At 74.3% G+C, this 19,427-nt stretch carries 16 protein-coding genes and 1 pseudogene; 8 read left to right on the top strand and 9 right to left on the bottom strand.

Going from position 1 to position 19,427, the window contains the following annotated elements:
- Positions 1-29: 29 nt before the first annotated feature.
- A complete protein-coding gene (locus ACZ4MU_RS17450) occupies positions 30-356 on the bottom strand; it encodes a hypothetical protein (protein ID WP_467876881.1) in 327 nt (108 codons plus the stop codon).
- A gap of 286 nt (positions 357-642) precedes the next feature.
- Here ACZ4MU_RS17450 and ACZ4MU_RS17455 point away from each other — a divergent pair, with 286 nt between their 5' ends.
- Entirely contained in the window at positions 643-1,740 is a 1,098-nt protein-coding gene (locus ACZ4MU_RS17455; protein ID WP_467876883.1) for a PLP-dependent cysteine synthase family protein, read from the top strand.
- A gap of 70 nt (positions 1,741-1,810) precedes the next feature.
- Here the strand turns inward: ACZ4MU_RS17455 and ACZ4MU_RS17460 are convergent, their stop codons facing one another.
- A complete protein-coding gene (locus tag ACZ4MU_RS17460; RefSeq protein ID WP_467876885.1) occupies positions 1,811-2,305 on the bottom strand; it encodes an SRPBCC family protein in 495 nt (164 codons plus the stop codon).
- Between the two features lie 119 nt (positions 2,306-2,424).
- Positions 2,425-3,285, bottom strand: coding sequence for a DeoR/GlpR family DNA-binding transcription regulator (locus ACZ4MU_RS17465; protein WP_467876887.1), 861 nt, complete (start codon positions 3,283-3,285; stop codon positions 2,425-2,427).
- 143 nt (positions 3,286-3,428) lie between these two features.
- Between ACZ4MU_RS17465 and ACZ4MU_RS17470 the strand changes: the two are divergent.
- Positions 3,429-5,875 (top strand): annotated as a pseudogene (locus ACZ4MU_RS17470) (hypothetical protein).
- On the opposite strand, the gene ACZ4MU_RS17475 reads toward ACZ4MU_RS17470, so the two are convergent.
- The 4 genes from ACZ4MU_RS17475 to ACZ4MU_RS17490 form a co-directional block, all read right to left on the bottom strand.
- The gene (locus ACZ4MU_RS17475) at positions 5,845-8,250 is read right to left on the bottom strand and encodes a right-handed parallel beta-helix repeat-containing protein (protein WP_467876890.1); all 2,406 of its coding nucleotides are present in this window, start codon (positions 8,248-8,250) and stop codon (positions 5,845-5,847) included. The pseudogene ACZ4MU_RS17470 and the gene ACZ4MU_RS17475 sit on opposite strands and share 31 nt — an antisense overlap.
- A 91-nt stretch (positions 8,251-8,341) precedes the next feature.
- Positions 8,342-8,947 (bottom strand): Rv1733c family protein, encoded by a 606-nt coding sequence (locus ACZ4MU_RS17480; RefSeq protein ID WP_467876892.1) that lies wholly within the window; start codon positions 8,945-8,947, stop codon positions 8,342-8,344.
- Positions 8,948-9,088: 141 nt separating this feature from the next.
- The gene (locus ACZ4MU_RS17485) at positions 9,089-9,922 is read right to left on the bottom strand and encodes an MOSC domain-containing protein (RefSeq protein WP_467876894.1); all 834 of its coding nucleotides are present in this window, start codon (positions 9,920-9,922) and stop codon (positions 9,089-9,091) included.
- A 79-nt stretch (positions 9,923-10,001) separates the two neighbouring features.
- Positions 10,002-10,460: a DUF6643 family protein gene (locus ACZ4MU_RS17490; RefSeq protein ID WP_467876897.1), complete on the bottom strand. Its 459-nt coding sequence runs from the start codon at positions 10,458-10,460 to the stop codon at positions 10,002-10,004.
- A 242-nt stretch (positions 10,461-10,702) separates the two neighbouring features.
- On the opposite strand from ACZ4MU_RS17490, the gene ACZ4MU_RS17495 reads away from it, so the two are divergent.
- Positions 10,703-12,019: a TerD family protein gene (locus ACZ4MU_RS17495; RefSeq protein ID WP_467876898.1), complete on the top strand. Its 1,317-nt coding sequence runs from the start codon at positions 10,703-10,705 to the stop codon at positions 12,017-12,019.
- 107 nt (positions 12,020-12,126) lie between these two features.
- Here the strand turns inward: ACZ4MU_RS17495 and ACZ4MU_RS17500 are convergent, their stop codons facing one another.
- On the bottom strand, positions 12,127-13,302 hold the full coding sequence (locus ACZ4MU_RS17500; protein WP_467876901.1) for a glycosyltransferase: 1,176 nt from the start codon (positions 13,300-13,302) through the stop codon (positions 12,127-12,129).
- 58 nt (positions 13,303-13,360) lie between these two features.
- Between ACZ4MU_RS17500 and ACZ4MU_RS17505 the strand changes: the two genes are divergently transcribed.
- Both ACZ4MU_RS17505 and ACZ4MU_RS17510 read left to right on the top strand, forming a co-directional pair.
- Positions 13,361-14,146: a glutamate racemase gene (locus ACZ4MU_RS17505; protein ID WP_467876903.1), complete on the top strand. Its 786-nt coding sequence runs from the start codon at positions 13,361-13,363 to the stop codon at positions 14,144-14,146.
- Positions 14,147-14,212: 66 nt separating this feature from the next.
- Positions 14,213-14,791, top strand: coding sequence for a hypothetical protein (locus tag ACZ4MU_RS17510; RefSeq protein ID WP_467876905.1), 579 nt, complete (start codon positions 14,213-14,215; stop codon positions 14,789-14,791).
- Between the two features lie 230 nt (positions 14,792-15,021).
- On the opposite strand, the gene ACZ4MU_RS17515 is transcribed toward ACZ4MU_RS17510, so the two are convergent.
- On the bottom strand, positions 15,022-16,083 hold the full coding sequence (locus ACZ4MU_RS17515; protein ID WP_467876907.1) for an O-antigen ligase family protein: 1,062 nt from the start codon (positions 16,081-16,083) through the stop codon (positions 15,022-15,024).
- Positions 16,084-16,315: 232 nt separating this feature from the next.
- Here ACZ4MU_RS17515 and lnt point away from each other — a divergent pair, with 232 nt between their 5' ends.
- The 3 genes from lnt to ACZ4MU_RS17530 are packed head-to-tail and all read left to right on the top strand — an operon-like array spanning position 16,316 to position 19,305.
- Positions 16,316-17,950 carry an apolipoprotein N-acyltransferase gene (gene lnt, locus ACZ4MU_RS17520; RefSeq protein WP_467876909.1) on the top strand — a complete coding sequence of 545 codons (1,635 nt, stop codon included), beginning with the start codon at positions 16,316-16,318 and terminating at the stop codon, positions 17,948-17,950.
- 10 nt (positions 17,951-17,960) lie between these two features.
- On the top strand, positions 17,961-18,440 hold the full coding sequence (locus tag ACZ4MU_RS17525) for an NUDIX hydrolase (protein ID WP_467876911.1): 480 nt from the start codon (positions 17,961-17,963) through the stop codon (positions 18,438-18,440).
- Positions 18,441-18,495: 55 nt separating this feature from the next.
- Positions 18,496-19,305: a 3-hydroxybutyrate dehydrogenase gene (locus tag ACZ4MU_RS17530; protein ID WP_467876914.1), complete on the top strand. Its 810-nt coding sequence runs from the start codon at positions 18,496-18,498 to the stop codon at positions 19,303-19,305.
- The last annotated feature ends 122 nt before the right edge of the window (positions 19,306-19,427 follow it).

Here is a 19,427-nt window from a genome sequence, read left to right on the forward strand (position 1 = left end):
CCTCCGCAACTCGCGCCCCGCCGGTCCCCTCAGCCGTGCGACCCGTTCGCCGGGCGCACCACCTGCAGAAAACGCCGCGCCAGCTCCGCGCCGCGCGGCCTCCCGCTCTGCTGGCCCATGGTCAGCCGGTAGCGGTGGCCGTTGAGCCTGGCCACGGTGCGGTCGGCCTTGGCGCCCCACGGCAGCAGGGGCTTGCCCGCGCTGACCGCGCGCAGCGGCGCGCTGTCGATCTCCCGCCCGTTGCTGGTGAGCAGGGCGAGCCGCCCGTCCTTGACGAGGACCTGCCCCGCCCTGGTCAGCGAACGCGTCCACCGTTCGATCCGCACACCCCTGGCGCTGAACTCCGGCTCGGTCATGGCCGCTGTGCCCCCTTCGTACCGTTCCTGCTGGGCAGTCTGCACAACGATGGCGCCGCGCACCAGGGCGCACGGAGGATCGGCCGTCACCCGCCGCCGTACGCCCCCCTCCCGGGTGTCCCACAAGCCACTCCTATGGATCCTCAAAGGGAATGTTTGTGCAGGTGAGGGCGGTATTGTCAAGCGACGGAGCCGGGCCTTTCCAGCCGACTTCCGCGACACGCTGCACGACATCTCCCGCGCGGGCGCACCCGTCCCCCGGGGCGCCGATACATGGAGGAGTGGCATGGAGACCATTGACGTGGACCGCAGTGACGCGGCCTACCGGGCGTGGCTGAAGGACGCCGTGCGCAAGGTCCAGGCCGACGCCAACCGCTCCGCCGACACCCATCTGCTGCGCTTCCCGCTGCCCGAGCGGTGGGGGATCGATCTGTACCTCAAGGACGAGTCCACCCATCCCACCGGCAGCCTCAAGCACCGCCTCGCCCGCTCGCTCTTCCTGTACGGGCTGTGCAACGGCTGGATCCGGCCGGGCAAGCCCGTCATCGAGGCGTCCAGCGGCTCGACCGCCGTCTCCGAGGCGTACTTCGCCGGTCTCGTCGGCGTGCCGTTCATTGCCGTCATGCCCCGCACCACCAGCGCCGAGAAGTGCCGGCTGATCGAGTTCCACGGCGGCCAGTGCCACTTCGTGGACGACTCGCGCAAGATGTACGAGGAGGCCGCGGCCCTCGCGCTGGAGACCGGCGGCCACTACATGGACCAGTTCACGTACGCGGAGCGGGCCACCGACTGGCGCGGCAACAACAACATCGCCGAATCGATCTACCAGCAGCTGCGGCTGGAGCGCTATCCGGAGCCCGCCTGGATCGTCGCCACCGCCGGTACCGGCGGCACCTCGGCCACCATCGCCCGCTATGTGCACTACATGCAGTTCGACACCCGCATCTGCGTGCCGGACCCCGAGAACTCCTGTTTCTTCGACGGCTGGACGCGGGGCGACGCGTACGCGACGAGTGACTGCGGTTCGCGCATCGAGGGAATCGGGCGCCCCCGGATGGAGCCGAGCTTCCTGCCCGGCGCCATCGACCGGATGATGAAGGTCCCGGACGCGGCGAGCATCGCGGCGGTACGCGCCCTCGAAACGGCCATCGGCCGCAAGGCGGGGGGCTCCACCGGCACCGGCCTGTGGTCCGCCCTGAAGATCGTCTCCGAAATGGTGGCGGCCGGGCGCACCGGCAGCGTCGTCACCCTGCTCTGCGACCCGGGCGACCGCTACCTCGACAAGTACTACTCGGACGCCTGGCTGGCCGGACAGGGTCTGGACATCACGCCGTACGCGGAGGCGATCGACACGTTCCTGGCGAGCGGGGTGTGGCCGGAGTAGCACGACGGTTCTACGGACGGGGGAGGCGGCCGGAAGCGGCCGGTGAGTCCCGGGAGGCTGCCCCCGGGGCCTAGGAAGCGGCTGCCGCCGGGCCGGCGCCGGGCGCCGCGAGGCGGCGGTCGAGTGCCCGCACGGCGTCGCGGAACGCCCGGCCGAAGCCCGGCCGTCCCAGGCGCAGCGCGACCCGCACGGGCGCGCCGCCGTCGGCCGCGAAGGTCCACCGCACCCGGGTGCCGCCGGCGGTCGGCGTGAGGTGCCACTCCTCCACCAGGGCGTGCAGCCCGGGGGCGTTGGTGGTGTCGACCCGGTAGGCGTAGCGCGCGCAGGGCTCGGCGGCCAGCACCGTCTCCGCGAACCGGGTGCCGCCGCGCAGCCGGACCTCCCGGCCGCCCTCGGTGGCCCGGGCGTGGGTCACGGCCGCGAACCACTGCGGCCAGGCCGCCGTCTCGTCGGCGAGCGCGCGGTAGAGGGCGTCCGGCGGGGCGGCCGCGTCGGCGGTGAAGACCAGGCGCAGCGGAGCGGACTCGACGAAGTCGAGCTCCACGGGACGGAGTCGGCGAGCCATCGGGACCGCACCTCCAGTGGTCGGCGGGGACGGGCAGGGGCGGACGGGCCCGGGGGGAGCGTGCGCGGGCGGGCGGCGGGCCCGGGTGAGCGGGCCCGGACACCTTAACTGGCGGGCCGTCAGATGCCTTCGGCGGAGCCCGAGTCCGCCTCTGCCCCGTCGTCCTCGCCCGCCACGAGCAGCCCGGGCAGATGCTCGGCCATCTCCTCGCGCGCCGCTTCCGTGAGCCCCGCGTCCGTGACCAGCGTGTGCACCTCGTCCAGTGAGGCGAACGAACTCAGCCCCACCGTGCCCCACTTGGTGTGGTCCGCCACCACCACGACCCGCCGCGCGGAGCGCACGAACCGGCGGTTGGTCTCCGCCTCCGCCAGGTTCGGCGTGGACAGCCCGGCCTCCACCGAGATGCCGTGCACGCCTAGGAAGAGCACGTCGAAGTGGAGGGAGCGGATCGCCTGGTCCGCCACCGGCCCCACCAGCGAGTCCGACGGGGTGCGCACCCCGCCCGTGAGCACCACGGTCGCCGCCCCCGGTCGGCCGCCGGAGGAGCCCGCGGCCCGCTGCGCGGCGTGGAAGACGTCCGCGACCCGCACCGAGTTGGTCACCACCGTCAGATCCGGGACGTCCAGGAGCCGGTGGGCCAAGGCATACGTCGTCGTACCGCCCGAGAGCGCGATGGCGCTGCCCGGCACGGCCATCGCCGCCGCCGCGCGCGCGATGTCCTCCTTGGCGTTCAGCTCCAGGCCCGACTTGGCCTCGAAGCCGGGCTCGTGGGTGGAGGCCTCGACCACCGGCACCGCCCCGCCGTGCACCTTCTCGATCACGCCCTGCCGGGCCAGCGCGTCCAGGTCGCGGCGCACCGTCATGTCCGAGACGTTGAGCTTCCGGGTGAGCTCGTTGACCCGCACACCGCCGCGCCGTCTGACCTCGTCGAGGATCAGGGCGCGACGCTGCTCCGCGAGCAGGTTCTGGTTGTCGCTCACCGCTGGGTCGGTCCTTCCGCGTCGCCGTACATGTCGTCGCCCTACCTCCGAATCCTGTCACGGGGAGATTCCGTGAGGACACCGCACCGCGTCCCTGGATCCGAGATCCTGAGAACCCGCACGCCACGGCCGCGCGCCGGGGTATGACGGCCCGCACGCACCCGATCCGCACGCCGCCCGACCCGCACGATCCGCGCTCCGCACGACGCCCGCGCCGTGTTCCGCCGCCGATCCTCCCACCCCGAGAGCGAGTCACAGAAGTGTCCCGTGCCACACCGGCCGCCGACGACGGCGGGCCCGCGCTCGAACTCCTCGTCCACGGCGTCGGCGGCGCCACCCCGCAGTCCATGCTCGACGACCCGCGTACGGTCCGGGTCACCGGGGACGAGACCGCGGCCGTCTACCGCCGCGCCGACGACGCCGACGCCGAGGACCACCCCGAGCGCCACCGCGAGGGGCCGGTGGCCGAGGCGTACTGCTGGGCCAACCTCACCTCCGGCAACGGCGCCCGCGCCCTGTGGCTGCTGCTCCTGCCGTTCATGGTGGTCAACCTCGCGCACTGGATGCGTCCGCCCGCCCGCGACTCGGACCGCGCGGTGCGGCTCTACGGGGTGCTGGTGCGGCTCGTCGCGCTCAGCCTGACCGTGCTGCTCACCGCCACCGCCTGCGAGGTGGCGCTGGACCTGGGCGCCTGGCAGTGCGCGGGCACGGCCGGCTGCGCCGAGGGGAAGTCCTGGCTGGGCTTCCTGGCGCCCGGGCGGCACGGCTGGTGGAGCGCGCCCGGCCGCCGTCTGACGCTGGCAGCGCCGGTCCCCGCCGCGCTGACCGGACTGCTCTGGTATCTGTCCAACCGCACCTGGAGCGCGTACGAGTCACAGCAGCCGCTCGGCGCCGCCGGGGACGAGGACGAGCCGGACGCGCCCGCCCTGAGCCGCCCCGGCTTCTGGTACGGGCGGCGGCTGGTCGCCCGGCTGCGCGCGGCGCACACCGCCGCCGGGTTCCTCACCGTTGCCGCCGCCCTCACCACGGCGGCGGCCCGCCACGACCGGGCCGCCTCCAACACCGCGCTGGACACGGTGGGCTGGCTCCTGGCGGCGGCCCTGCTGGCGGGCGCGGCCGTCGTGGTGGGTGTGGTGTGCGGCCGCGGCCGCAGCGAGTCGCGCCTGGACGAACACCTGGACCGGGCCGTCGTCACCTCCCTGCCCACCGCCGCCCTCGGCCTGCTCGTCCTGTCGATGGTGTACGCGTCGTGGGAGCGCCCCGGCTGGGTCTCGCACTCCACCCTCCCCGGCGACCGGACCTTCGGGATCATCGCGCTGGGCCAGGGCGTCCTGGTCGTCCTGCTCGCCGCGGTCGCACTCGGGCTGCGGCGCCGCGCCCACGACTCCCGTACCGCCCTGACCGGACTCGGCGGCCCCGCCGTGGCCCTCCTGGCGTGCGCGCTGGGCGGGGTGATGACGGGCGGCGCCGCCCAGCGGGTGGCCGACTGGCTCGACGGCGCGGGCACGCCCGGCGCGGCCCGGGACGGCTTCGCGGGCCCGCCGCCGCTGCTCACCTGGCAGGCCTCGGTGATCCCCGCCCTGCTCGTGCTCCTCGTCCCGGCCGTCGTGTACTTCGCGTTACGCACCTGGCGCACCGCACGCGCCCAGGAGCCGGGGCTGCTCATGGACTACCCGGGGGAGCTCCCGGACGCCGCACGCTCCCGGCGGATCGCCACCGTCCGCGCGCGGGCCGGGCTCACCGACCGCGCGCCCGTCTTCGTCGGGATCGTCGCCGCCGCCACCCTGCTGCTCGGCGCGGGCGCGCTCGCGGGCTCCTGGGCCACCGGGCAGGTCCCCGGGCGGGCGGCGGACGACGCGCCCGGCGTGATCTCCTCGGCCGCCGACACCGTCCAGGCGCTCGGCTCCTGGTTCACCGGCCTCGGCTTCCTGCTCTTCGTCACCTGGGGGCGGCGCGCCTACAAGGACGCGGCGGCCCGGCGCACCATCGGCATCCTGTGGGACGTGGGCACCTTCTGGCCGCGCGCCGCCCACCCGTTCGCCCCGCCCTGCTACGCCGAGCGGGCCGTGCCCGACCTCGCCTGGCGGATGAACACCTGGACCGGGCGCACCGGCGGCCGTCTGGTCATCTCCGGCCACTCCCAGGGCAGCGTGCTGGCCGCCGCCGCCGTGTGGCAGCTCCCCGCCCGCACCCGCCGCAGCGTCGCGCTGCTCACCTACGGCTCGCCCCTGGAGCGGCTGTACGGACGCTGGTTCCCCGCCTATTTCGGGCGCCCCGAGCTGGACGCCCTCCACCGGGAGCTGCACTGCTGGCGCAACCTGTGGCGGGCCACCGACCCGATCGGCGGGCCGGTGCTGCCCGGCACGAACGTGGACCGTGGCCCGCTCCTGGACCCGCTCGCCTTCGGGCGTACGCGACGCCTGCCGCTGCCCGCCCCGATCCTGGCCCACTCCGACTACCAGGCCGACCCGGCCTTCGCCGAGGAGCGCACCGGACTCCTCGACGCGCTCTCACCCACGCTCCCGCGCCCGCGCTGAAAGGCGCCGACGCCCCGCCGGGTCAGGGGAGTTCCGGCAGATCGTCCGGGTAGAGAAGGCTGAGATCGTCCGGGCTCGCGTCCGCGAACTGGGCCACGCGGCCCGCGTGCCGCTCCACCATCGACTCGAACGTCTGACGCGCGGTGCGGCCGTTGCCGAACGCCGGGCCCTTGGGCAGCACCGTGAAGTACTTCAGCAGCGCCTCGGCCGTCCCGCTCCCGAGCCGGTACTCGTGTTCCTCGGCCTGCTGCTCCACGATCCTCAGCAGCTCGTCCGGGTCGTAGTCGTTGAAGGTGATGGTCCGTGAGAAGCGGGACGCCACCCCGGGGTTGACGCCGAGGAAGCGTTCCATCTCCGCCGTGTACCCGGCGACGATCACCACCACGGCCTCGCGGTGGTCCTCCATCAGCTTCACCAGGGTGTCGATGGCCTCCCGCCCGAAGTCCCGGCCGGAGTCCTCCGGCGAGAGCGCGTACGCCTCGTCGATGAACAGCACTCCGCCCCGCGCCCGGTCGAACGCCTCCTGGGTGCGGATCGCCGTCGACCCGATGTGCTCACCCACCAGATCGACGCGGGACACCTCGACGAGGTGGCCGCGCTCCAGGACGCCGAGCGAGGCCAGGATCTCGCCGTAGAGACGGGCGACCGTGGTCTTGCCGGTGCCGGGGGAGCCGGTGAAGACCAGATGCCGCCGCGCGGACGCGGCCTTGAGACCCGCCCGCTGCCGTTTGCGGCCCACCTCGATCATGTCGGTGAGCGCCCGCACCTCGCGCTTGACGCTCTCCAGGCCCACCAGCGCGTCGAGTTCCCCCAGCACGTCCTGGGAGGAGCGCGCCGGAGCGGCGGCGGGCTCCGGGGCCGCCGCGGTCCCGGTGGGGCGCTGGCCCGGCACCGCGGTGAGCAGGCCCACGGTCTGGGTCGCGGTCTGCGCGGCGGCCGGCTGCGCAGACCCGGCGCGCACACCGCTCTCGTCGCTGGTGCAGTCCTCGGACACCGGCCCGTCCTCGCCGAACTCGTACCCCCCGCGCGCGCAGCGCTCCGTACGGCAGCGGGTCAGCGTCGTACGGCAGCCGTCCACGACGTGGAAGCCGTAGCCCCCGCTGCCGGTGACCCGGCAGCCGTGGAAGGTGCCCCGGCCCTCGGCCGAGACGTAGAACCCGGCCTCGGCGGGCGCGGTCACCGTGCAGCGCTCGATCCGGGGGTCGGCGCCCTTGGTGACGATCACCCCGGTCTGGGCCGCGTCGATGGTGCAGTTGGCGAGCGTGCCGCCGCTGCCGTGGTCGCGGAACCAGGCGCCCGTGGAGACCTCCCGGATCCGGCAGTCGTCGAGCTGCGCGGTGGCGCCGTCGCTCACCGACACCGCCGTGTTGCGCACCTGCGAGATGTCGCTGTCGACGACGTCGGCGCGCGAGCCGCGGTCCAGGACGAACAGCGCGTCCGGCACGTCGTGGACCCGGCAGGACTCCAGCACCGCGGTGGCGCCGTCGCTGACCCACACCGCCGGGTAGTCGCCCGTGCTGTCGTGGATCTCGCACTGGTTGGCGTCCACCCTGGTCCCCGGATCCCACACCGACAGGCCGTTGCGGCCGAAGCCCCGCACCGCCGAACGGGTCAGGGTGAGGACCGACCGGGAGCGCAGGTCCACCGCGTTCTCGGGGATGTCGTGGATGTCGCAGTCCGCGAGCGTGAGCACCGCGTCCGTGTCGAGGGTGACCCCGTCCGCGGAGGTGCGGTGGACCGTGCAGTCGGTGAGGTGGGCGGTGGCGCGCGCGGCGATCTGCACCCCGGCGCCCTTGATCTCGTACACCTCGCAGCCCAGTGCCTCCAGACCGGTGCCCTCGCCGGTGACCGACAGGCCCGCGCCCGAGGCGTGGTGCACCCGGCAGCGCTCAAGGCGGGGGTGGGCGCCCGCGCGGACCGAGACGCCCGACTGACCGGCCGCGACGACCTCGCACTCCTCGAACAGCCCGCCCGCGCCGTCCAGCACGCCGATGCCGACGCCGCCCGGATTGTCCACCGTGCACCTGCGGACCGTGGGGCGGGCCGCGCCACGCACCTCGATGCCGACCGCCGACCGGGTCACCACCCGCAGGTCGCACAGCTCGGGCGCGCCGTCCTCGATCAGCAGCGCGGGCGCCGCCGCGTCCTGCCCCTCCAGCTGGAGGTCCTGGACGGTGGCGGAGGCGCGCACGGTCAGCGGCACGCCGTCGACCGGGGCGATCCGCACCGAACCGGCCGACCCCTCGGGGCCGCGCAACGTCACGGCCCGCCCGAGGACCAGGTTCTCCCGGTAGGTGCCGGGCGCGACGGTGAGGACGTCGCCGTCCGCGGCGGCCTCCAGGGCAGCGGCGAGCGAGGCGTATTCGCCGGTACGGCGCCGCCACCTCGAAGTGCCGGTGTGGGTTACCTGGACCGTGCCCTGAGCCATGGCGCTGCTGTGCCCCCACCTCGTGCGTGCGAACGCTGTACGTGCGACTGATGGTCCACCGTAGCGCGCGCGGGGCCGCGGGGTTGACCGCTCAGCTGCCCGCTCCCGCGCGGCCCCAGTCCGGACCGTATCCGGCCCAGGCGCGCTCCAGACGGGCATACCGCCGTCGCATCAGCCGCCATACGACCAGCCGCCGCACGGCCTCCACGAGGCCGGCCACCGCCGACGCCGCGCCGAGACCGGCGAACACCGCGTGCGCGTGCGCGGTGGTGGAGTCCAGGGGACGGCCCGTGCGTATGCCGCGGTCGTCCGTCCACATACGGAAGGTGGAGCCCGCGGGGGCCGCCCGCCTGGGGGCGGCGACCGTGCCGGTGTGGAGGGTGCCGTCGTGTGCCGTCCAGTTGGCCACGACCCGGACGCGGCCCTCACGGCCTGCCACGCCCTCCGCTTCGGCGCGCGCGCCGCGCTCGTGGGCCGCGCGGAGCACCACGGCCGTCGTCGGATGGCGCTCGCGCTGCTCCCTGGCCGCCGTGCGCTGGAGGGCGTGGTCGGTGACCGCCCCGCACAGGCCCCCCAGCACCGGTGAGGCCACCAGCATCAGCACCAGGGCGACCAGCGCCACCCACGCCTCGACCCGATCCGTACGGCGGCACAAGGGGTTCTTCCGCCACCGCCACACCCCGACTGCGGATCGCACTGGATCGCACCCCCTTCCGCCTGCGTCCTGGCCCCGCACGGCATGCCGTACACGCGAGCGGGCCCGGAAGAGAGCGACAGCAGCCGGGCCCCCTCCGCACAACGCGTCCGCTGCTCCCACGAGTTCCCGCGCACGGGCGCCTTACGCGAGAACGCGCAGGGGATCACCGGTGCGAATGACACCGGGGCGCTCGGGGACCAGGTTCTGTCCGAACACCAGCTGGGTGCCGAAGCGGCGGTGGCGGCCCAGGGTGCGCAGGGGCTCGCGGCCGCGCTCGGCGGTCGCCTGGTCCGTGGTGGTGACGACACAGCGCCCGCAGGGCTTGGCGACCCTGAAGACGACGTCGCCGAGCGCGATCCGCGTCCAGTGGTCCTCGGCCCATGCCTCGGTGCCGTCGATCACCACATTGGGGCGGAACCGGTTCATCGGCAGCGGGCCCTCGTCGGGGCGGTCGCCCTGGGCGATCAGGGAGTTCAGCGCGTCCAGCGAGGCCGTGGTGGCGATGAGGAGCGGGAAGCCGTCGGCGAAGCTCACCGTCTCGCCCGGCCGCGCGAAGTCCGGGTCGACCGGCCGCCGGGTCGCGGGATCGTCGAGGTGGACCAGCCGGACCTCCGCTTCCAGGTGGGCGCTGAACCAGGCGTGCGCGGCCTCGTCCGCCGCTATCGCCTCGACCTTCTTGCCGAAGAGCGTCACCGTGACCGGCCCGATCGGCTCGGGCACGGCGACGGTCAGATCCTCCCTGCCGGGCGCGGACACCCGGACGGAGCCGTCCGGCAGCGTCCGGGCGGACGCCAACGCGAGCCGCGCACGCTCGCGTTGGGTCACGGCCTTCCCGGCGGCGTCGACGACCATCCAGCGGCGGTCACCGACCGGCCCCCAGGGCTCGACCGGCACCTCGTCGAGTCGGTACCCCCCGACCGACTTGACGGGGTAGACGTTGATGCGGCGCACGACGGGCCGAAGCGGACTCTCCATGAGCCAATCCTGCCAGCCGCCCCTGACATCCGGCCGGACGCCGGGGGAGCGGAGGGCCTCTCCGCTCGGTGCCTCCCGCTCAGTACCCCGTGTTCTGGTACGGCTGCTGGTACCCGCCGTCGTAGTAGGGCGCCGGGGCGGGCGCGGGCCGCGGGGCCGCGGGGCGCATCGCCTCGTAGCCGGTCGGGGCCATCGGGCGCTGCTGCTGGACCTGCGGGCCCGGGTAAGCGCGCGGGGCACCGGTCTGCTGCGGGATGTAGGGCGCGGGCGCGCTCTGCAGCGGCACCGGCTGCGGTGCCTGCTGGTAGCCGTACGACGAGGCGTGGGCAGGCTGCTGGGAGGGGCCGACGGGCAGGGCGGGAAGCGCGGCCGGGAGGGCCGGCAGATAGCTGCTGCCGGTGTCGTACAGGGCGGGCACGCGGATCGGGGCGATCTGGGGCGTGCCCCGTTCTGCGACGAGGGAGTCGTAGATGGGGGTGTCCGGGAAGGACGGCGCGGAGTAGTAACCGCCGCCATAGGTGGAGCGGGGGGAGGTCATGGCACATAAGTTAAGCCCACGATGTGGTCGTTGGGGAGCCCGATAAGGGGGTTGTTTTACGGGTTCGGCGTGACCGCACGGCCCCAATGCGAGCGAACATGGGAAAATCGGTCGCCCAAGAGCCCATGAATCCTGTAAAGGCCGAGCTCGGGAGGGGTTACCGGCGGTGCCGGAACGTCCGCCGGGGTTTAGGTTGACGGTGCGGAGAAACTTCGGCACCCCGACTCGCGATGGGGGCGAGCATGTCCATGCTTAAAGGGTCCAACGTTCCGGTACCGGCGCCGGTCGTACGCGTCGAACTGGCCTGGCGCTCCGGCCCCGGGGTGCCGGACGCCGACGCCTCGGCCCTGCTGATCGCCGCGGGCACCGGCAAGGTCCGCTCCGACGCCGACCTCGTCTTCTACAACCAGCCCGAGCACGCCTCGGGCGCGGTGCGCCACGAGGGCAAGCGGCGCTCGGCCGAGGAGGTCACGGACACGCTCCTCGTCGACCTCGCGCGCGTGGAGGCCGAGGTGGAGCGCGTGGTGCTGGCCGCCTCCGCCGACGGAGGAACGTTTGGCCGCGTCCCGGGGCTGCGTATCCGCGTCCTGGACGCGGCGAGCGGCGCGGAACTCGCCCGCTTCGACAGCGCGGACGCCTCCGTGGAGACGGCGTTCATCCTGGGGGAGCTCTACCGGCGCCAGGGGGCGTGGAAGTTCCGCGCGGTGGGCCAGGGGTACGACTCCGGACTCGAAGGGCTGGCAACGGACTTCGGGATCACGGTCGACCGCCCGGCAACGGCGGCTCCGTCTCCCGCGCCGCCCACTCCCGCCCCGGCCGCTCCCCCAACGGCCACCCCCACCCCCGCGGCGGCCGCCCCCGCCTTTCCGGCCGCCACCCCGCCGCCTCCGCCCGCGCCACCCGCCGCCCCTCCCACGCCCGTGCGCCTGTCCAAGGTGACCCTGACCAAGGCGGCCCCCACCGTCTCGCTCGCCAAGCAGGGCGGCAGTTCGGGGGCGCTGCGGGTCAACCTCAACTGGCAGACGCGCAAGCAGTTCACCGGCTGGGGCGCCAAGCTCGGCAGAGCTGTCGCCAACCACGCCGACCTCGACCTGGACCTGTGCGCCCTCTACGAGCTCACGGACGGCCGCAAGGGCGTCGTCCAGGCGCTCGGCAACGCCTTCGGCTCGCTCAGCCGGCCGCCCTACATCCACCTCGACGGCGACGATCGCACCGGCGCGCGCAGTTCCGGCGAGAACCTCACGGTCAACCTCGACCACAAGGACCTGCTCCGCCGCGTCCTGATCTTCGTGACGATCTACGAGGGCGCGCGCAGCTTCGCCGACCTGCACGCCACGGTCACCCTCCAGCCGCAGCACGGCGCCGCGATCGACTTCTCGCTCGACGAGTGCACCGTGCCCTCCACGGTCTGCGCCCTCGTCCTGCTCACCAACGACGGCGGTGACCTGGTCGTCCAGCGCGAGGCCCGCTATCTGGTGCCCGCGCGCGGTGTCAGCCCGCAGCGCACCGTCGATCAGGCGTACGGGTGGGGCATGAACTGGACGCCCGGCCGCAAGTGACGCACGCGTCGCGGTCCCGGCGCCTTGACGCGCGCGTGGTCGCGGTCCCGGGTCCCCGCGGGCCGCGGGCCCGAGCCGTGGGGCGGGCACCGGTCGGGGCACCCGGCTCACTGGTCCGGCGCGGCCTCCGGGCGCGCGTAGGTGCGGCCCTTCCACGCGGCCCCGCGCCCCCGGTAGTGCTGGACGGCGGAGTCCACCGTCATCAGCAGGTACAGGAGCGCGGTGAACGGCAGCAGCGGGGCTAGCGGCAGCGGCTGGCGGTAGTAGCGCAGCATCGGTACGTACGTCCCCGCCATCACCAGCCACGCCAGCCCGCCCGCCCACGCCGCCACGGCGTCGCCCAGGACCAGCCCGGCGACGAGCGCGACCGGGGGCGCGAGGTAGACGAGCGCGAGCCCGGCGACCGTCCCGAGCAGCAGGAGCGGACTGTGCCGCAGCTGGGCGTAGGCGCTGCGGGAGATCATCCGCCACAGGTCGGCGAGCCGCGGATAGGGGCGCACGCTGTCGACGCGCTCGGCGAGCCCCAGCCAGATCCGTCCGCCAGAGCGGCTCACCGCGCGCGCCACCGACACGTCGTCGATGACCGCCTGGCGCACCGACTCCGGGACGCGGGCCCGCTCGGCCGCGTCCGTGCGCAGCAGGACGCAGCCTCCGGCCGCCGCCGCCGTGCGCTTCCCGGGGCTGTTGATCCAGCGGAAGGGGTAGAGCTGCGCGAAGAAGTAGACGAAGGCGGGCACCACCAGCCGCTCCCAGCCGCTCGCCACCCGCAGCCGCGCCATCTGCGACACCAGGTCGAAGCCGCCCGAACGGGCCGCTGCCACCAACTCCCGCAGACTGTCCGGCTCATGGGCGATGTCGGCGTCGGTGAGCAGCAGATACTCGGGCTCGCGCGCGCGGGCCAGCGCGATGCCCTGGCGCAGCGCCCACAGCTTCCCCGTCCAGCCCGGCCCCGGCTCGCCCGGCTCGACCACGGTCAGCGGCAGCGCGCACTCCTCCCGCGCGGCGAGCGCCCGCGCGAGCTCACCCGTGCCGTCCGAACTCCCGTCGTCGACCAGGAAGACCTCCGCCTCGCCCGGATAGTCCTGGGCGAGCAGCGTGGGCAGGCTGTGCGGCAGCACCTGGGCCTCGTCCCTGGCCGGGACGACGACGGCGACATACGGCCAGTCCGGCGGGGCGGACCGGGTGGGCAGCCGCTGGTCGGTGCGCCAGAAGAAGCCCTGGCCGAGCAGCAGCCAGAGCCAGCAGACCAGGGACACCGCGGCGATCCATGCGAGGGCGCTCATCCGCCGCAGTCTGCACCACCGTGGCCGGTGCGCAAGGGCGGTCGACTATGGTGACCGGGTGAAGATCGCGCTCATGGACTCCGGAATCGGCCTGCTGGCGGCCGCCGCCGCCGTGCGCCGGCTGCGGCCGGACGCCGACCTCGTCCTCTCCTCCGCCCCCGACAGCATGCCGTGGGGCCCGCGCACACCCGAGGACGTCACCGCCCGCGCGCTCGGGGTGGCACGCGCCGCCGCCGAGCTACGGCCCGACGTCCTGATCGTGGCCTGCAACACCGCCTCGGTGCACGCCCTTCCGACGCTGCGCGCCGCGCTCGAACCGCGTATCCCGGTGATCGGGACCGTACCGGCGATCAAGCCGGCCGCGGCCCACGGCGGGCCCGTCGCCATCTGGGCGACCCCGGCCACCACCGGCAGCCCCTACCAGCGCGGGCTCATCCGTGAGTTCGCCGACGGCGTCGAGGTCACCGAGGTCCCCTGTCCGGGGCTCGCGGACGCGATCGAGCACGGCGACGAGAGCGCCATCGAGCTGGCGATCGCCGCCGCGGCCGAACGGACCCCCGAGGACGTAAGGGACGTCGTCCTGGGCTGCACCCATTACGAGCTGGTCGCCGAGCGGGTCCGCGCGACCGTCCGCCGCCCCGGTCTGCCCGCGCCCGGCCTGTACGCCAGTGCCCCCGCCGTCGCGGCTCAGGCGCTGCGCCGGGCCGGGATCGAGGCCCTGCCGGGCGCGGCGCCCACCGGGGGGCTGACCGTACTGCTCAACGGCCGCGCGGGCGCCCTCTCGGACATCGCTCTCGGCTACCCCGAAGGACGGCTTCTGCAGAAGGTCACCGTCTCCGGCTGACCGTGACCGCGGTCACTGAGAGTGGCGTCACTGCCGGTTCTGTGGATTCTGAGTACTCTGCTAGGCATGAGGGACCTTCCCCCGAAGCCTCCGGCGCACGACCGCGCTGTGCCGGCGCTCTCTCCGCAGCCCCCGATCTGGACCGGTCGCGCGACCAACCGGGTCCAGTGGCTGCTCGCCGCCGCGGGCGCGGCCTGCGTGGCGCTCGGCGTGGAACTGGCCGTCGACTCCACCTGGACCTCAGGCATCGCCCCGCTGCTCATGTCCGTGATCGGCTGTGTCGCCGCCGGGCTCCTGGTCATCTACGGAACGCTCGCCTTCGTCCATGTGGCCGTGAAGGTGGACGACGACTGGCTGGAAGTGCGCTGCGGCCACATCGGTCTGCCGCGCCGCCGCATCTCGCTCGCCGAGGTGGTGGACGCGGACTTCGCGCCCCGTGTCACCCCGCGCCAGTGGGGCGGCTGGGGCTACCGCTGGCGCCCGGAGAAGGGCACCGCCGTCGTCGTGCGCCGGGGCGAGGGCCTGGTGCTGCGGCTCGGGGACGGCCGCGTCTTCACCGTGACGGTGGACGACGCCGAGGCCGCCGTCCGCGTCATCCGCGCCCGGCTGCGCCTGCTCGGCACCACGAAGCACGCCGGGGCCTGACGCACCGGCGGGACCACGCTCTTGGGCGCCCTTGTCCGTACGTATGACGCCCTTCCATCCGCACGGACCAGGCATCCGTACGGGATACACACCCACATCCGTACGCGCTACGCACCCGGAACGGCATCCACGCACGCGTACGCGACTGGGCTGCACGCGCGCGTACGCGACCGGCCCCCTGCTCCCTCGGCGCGTCACCGACGCACCCCCCCCTTCGCGCGTACGCCCCCTCACCCGCCCGCGTGCGCGACCTCGGCATCCCGCTCCGCCTGCTGCCGTTCGGCCCCGTGCGGGCGTGCGGTGGCCAGGCCCGCCAGCAGGCCCGCGCCCATCGTGACCGGGGAGAAGCTCAGCGCGTTGCCGACGCAGGCGAAGGCGGCCAGCGCGGTGAGCGCCGCGCCCGCCGTGAGGACGACCGGGGTGGCGCGGGGCGAGCGCCACAGCGCGTAGAGGATCCAGCCGTAGGTGGCCCCCAGCAGCGCGGTGCCCACCACGCCCTGCTCGGACGCCTGCTGGAGCAGGGCGGAGTGCGGCTTGCCCGCCGCGACCGGCGACTGCCGCGCCACCGGGCTCAGCCCGCCGAACCGGTCGGGACCCGTGCCCCGCAGGGGGTGCTCCTCGGCCAGTTCCATCGCGTCCCGCCACAGCAGTACCCGCTCCGGGGTCAGCTGGCCCTCCAGGGAGACGGTGAGCCCCGCGGGCAGCACGTCCTCCGCCACCGCCACCGATCCCCCCGCCACCAGGGCGGCGACCGCCGCGAGCCCCGCGAGTCCCACCGTCCGGTGCCGCATCCGGGCCGCCGCCAAGGAGCACAGCAGGATGCCGAGCGCGGCCACGCAGCCCGCCGCCGAGCCGAGCGCGAGGGCCGTGCCCGCGCAGCCCGCGGCGAGCAGCCGCAGGGCGAGGCGGGCCGCCGCCGTGCGGGCCGCCCAGGCGGCGCAGCAGGCCGCGCCCGCGGCCAGGGCGGGAAGCGCGGCGGAGACGCCGATGTGACCGGGGAGCGGGTCCACCGTGGCGCCGGGCACGCGGTCCCGTGAGGCGTACGCGAGGAGCAGGCCCGCGGCCGCGACACAGGTGGCGGTCGCCACGGGCACCAGGCTGCCGCTGATCCGGCCCAGCGCGTACCCGGCGGCCACCGCGAGCACCGCCAGCAGCACGCCCTCCGGCCGGGCCTCCCGCCCCGCCGCCGTGACCAGCGACCAGCCCGCGCAGGCGCCGAGCACCAGGACGCCGACGAGATCCGGCCCGCCCCGGTGCCCGGGTGCGGCGGACCGGCCTGTCGCTGTGCTCATCCCCGCCCCCCGGGCCGTCTACGGACTGCGCACACCGTAATGGCGTCGGGCACGATCCGGGTACAGATCGTACGGAAACGTTCCGGCGCGGGGTGCGGGCCGCAGCTCCTACGCGCGCGTACGTCGCGTACGTACTGATCGCACGCATTTCCCCGGTCATCGTGCGCAGAGGGCCGGTTACTGTACGAACCGGTCTGACGCCGACACGGCTCGCGGCCGTAGACTCCGCCGGGTGAGCACGACCACCACCCCCACAGCCGAGCCAGAGCAGCTCGAACCGCAGCCCGCCCCCGCCTCGCGCGGCCGTCGGCTGCTGCACCGGCTCGTCCGCCCCGCCACGGCCGCGCTGTCCGGTGTGCTCCTGTACCTGAGCTTCCCGCCCCGGCCCCTGTGGTGGCTGGCGGTGCCCGCCTTCGCCCTCCTCGCCGCCTGTCTGCACGGGCGCACCTGGAAGGCCGGATTCGGCCTCGGCTACCTCTTCGGCCTCGGCTTCCTGCTGCCGCTGCTCGTCTGGACGGGGGTGGAGGTCGGCCCCGGCCCCTGGCTGGCCCTCGCGGCCATCGAGGCGCTCGGGGTCGCCGCCGCCGGTGCGGGCATGGCGGTCGTCTCGCGGCTGCCCGCGGCGCCGGTGTGGGCCGCGGCCGTGTGGACCGCCTCCGAGGCGGCACGCGCGCGCGTGCCGTTCGGCGGCTTCCCCTGGGGCAAGCTCGCCTTCGGCCAGGCGGACGGGGTGTTCCTGCCGCTCGCGGCCCTGGGCGGCACGCCCGTCCTCGGCTTCGCCGTCGTCCTCTGCGGCTTCGGGCTGTACGCGTGCGTGCGCCGGGGCCGGGACCTGCGCGCCACCGGCGCGCTGCGCAAGCCGGCCGCGGCCGCCGCCCTGGCCGCTCTGCTGGCGCCGCTCGCCGCCGCGTTCGCCGCGACCGGCCTGGTCAGCGACGCGGCCGAGAACGGCACCGCCACGGTCGCCGTGATCCAGGGCAATGTGCCGCGCCTGGGCCTGGACTTCAACGCGCAGCGCCGCGCGGTCCTCGACTACCACATCCGCGAGACCCTGCGCCTCGCCGACCGCGTCAAGGCGGGCAAGGCCGCCAAGCCCGACTTCGTGCTGTGGCCGGAGAACTCCTCGGACGTCGACCCGTACACCGACGCCCAGGCGTACACCGACATCGACCGGGCCACCAGGGCGATCGGCGCGCCCGTCTCGGTGGGCGCGGTCGTCGAACGCCCCGACGGACGGCTCTTCAACGAGCAGGTGCTGTGGGACCCGAAGACCGGCCCCGGAGCCACCTACGACAAGCGGCAGATCCAGCCCTTCGGCGAGTACATCCCGCTGCGCGGCCTCATCAAGCAGTTCAGCCCGGGCTATGTCTCCATGGTCCGGCAGGACTTCAGCCGAGGCACCAGGGCCGGGGTCTTCGACATGGCGGGCACCCGGGTCGGCATCGCCACCTGCTACGAGGCCGCCTTCGACTGGGCCGTGCGTGACACCGTCACCCAGGGCGCGCAGATCATCTCCGTACCGAGCAACAACGCCACCTTCGACCGGAGCGAGATGACCTACCAGCAGCTCGCCATGTCGCGGGTGCGGGCGGTCGAGCACAGCCGGACCGTCACCGTTCCGGTGACCAGCGGGGTCAGCGCCGTGATCATGCCGGACGGGGAAGTCGTCCAGAAGACGGAGATGTTCACCCCGGACTCGCTGGTGGCCAGGGTGCCGCTGCGTTCCTCCGAGACCCCGGCGACCCGGCTCGGCACCGCCCCCGAGTGGGCCCTGGTGGCGCTCGCCGCGGCGGGTCTCGGCTGGGCGGTCAGCCGTACCGTCCGTGCGCGCCGCGCCCCGGGGACCGATGTCGGTGGGGCTCGTTAGGGTCGAAGGCATGGCGACACCAGACTTCATCCGCGAGATCCGGGCCTCGGCCGGCCACCAACTGCTGTTCCTGCCCGGGGTCAGCGTGGTCGTCTTCGACGACGAGGGCCGGGTGTTGCTCGGCCGCCGCGTCGACACCGGCGGGTGGTCCATCATCGGCGGCATACCGGAGCCGGGCGAACAGCCCGCCGAGACGGCCGTGCGCGAGGTGTACGAAGAGGCCGCCGTGCGGTGCGTGGTGGAGAAGGTCGTCCTGGTGGACGCGCTGCCCCCGGTCACCTACCCCAACGGCGACCGCTGCCAGTTCATGGACACCTGCTTCAGGGGCCGGGCCGTCGGCGGCGAGGCGCGGGTCAACGACGACGAGTCCCTGGAGGTCGGCTGGTTCCCGGTCGACGCGCTGCCCGAGCTGGAGGAGTTCTCGCTCTTCCGGATCAAGCAGGCGATGACCGATGACCCCACATGGTTCGCGCCTACGACCGAGCACTGAAGTATGGGTCCGGACCACATGGGTGGGGGCCCTCACCCTGCCTAGGGTCGACAGCATGACCACGCCCACCACACCTGGTCCCGCCCCCACCCCCGCGTCCATCGCCCTCGATCTGGGCGGCCGTACCGCCCTGGTCACCGGGGCCGCAGGCGGCATCGGCCGGGCCTGCGCGCTGCGCCTGGTGGCCGCCGGCGCCAAGGTGCGGGCCGTCGACCGGGACGCCGAGGGCCTCGACGCCCTGACCGCTCGCGTCGCGGGCCTCACCGGCTCACTGGAGCCGCTGGTCCTGGACCTGACCGACCTCGAAGCCGCCGAGCAGGCCGCCGCCGGTACCGACATCCTGGTGAACAACGCCGGGCTGCAACTGGTGCGCCCCATCGAGCAGTTCCCGCCCGAGGTGTTCCACACCGTGCTCACGGTGATGCTGGAAGCGCCGTTCCGGCTGATCAGAGGCTCCCTGCCACACATGTACGGGCAGGGCTGGGGGCGGATCGTCAACATCTCCTCGGTGCACGGACTGCGGGCCTCCGCCTACAAGTCGGCCTATGTCGCGGCCAAGCACGGCCTCGAAGGGCTCTCCAAGACCGCCGCCCTGGAGGGCGCCCCGCACGGCGTCACCTCCAACTGCGTCAGCCCCGGATATGTCCGCACCCCGCTCGTCGAACGGCAGATCGCCGACCAGGCGGCCGCCCACGGCATCCCCGAGGAGCGCGTCCTGGCGGAGGTGCTGCTCAAGGACTCGGCGCTCAAACGGCTGGTCGAGCCGTCCGAGGTCGCCGAGGCCGTCGCCTACCTCTGCACACCGCAGGCCTCCTTCGTCACCGGCACCTCGCTCGCGCTGGACGGCGGCTGGACCGCGCACTGACACCTCCCCGGCGGCGCACTCCGGCGCCGTTCCGCCGCCGCGCCACCACCGCACCTCCCCTCCCTTGACCGGCGCCTGCCAACAGTTGTCCACAGGGCTGGCGCGGCCGCCCGTACGGCAGG

The sequence above is a fragment of the Streptomyces sp. NPDC026377 genome, from assembly GCF_055567715.1.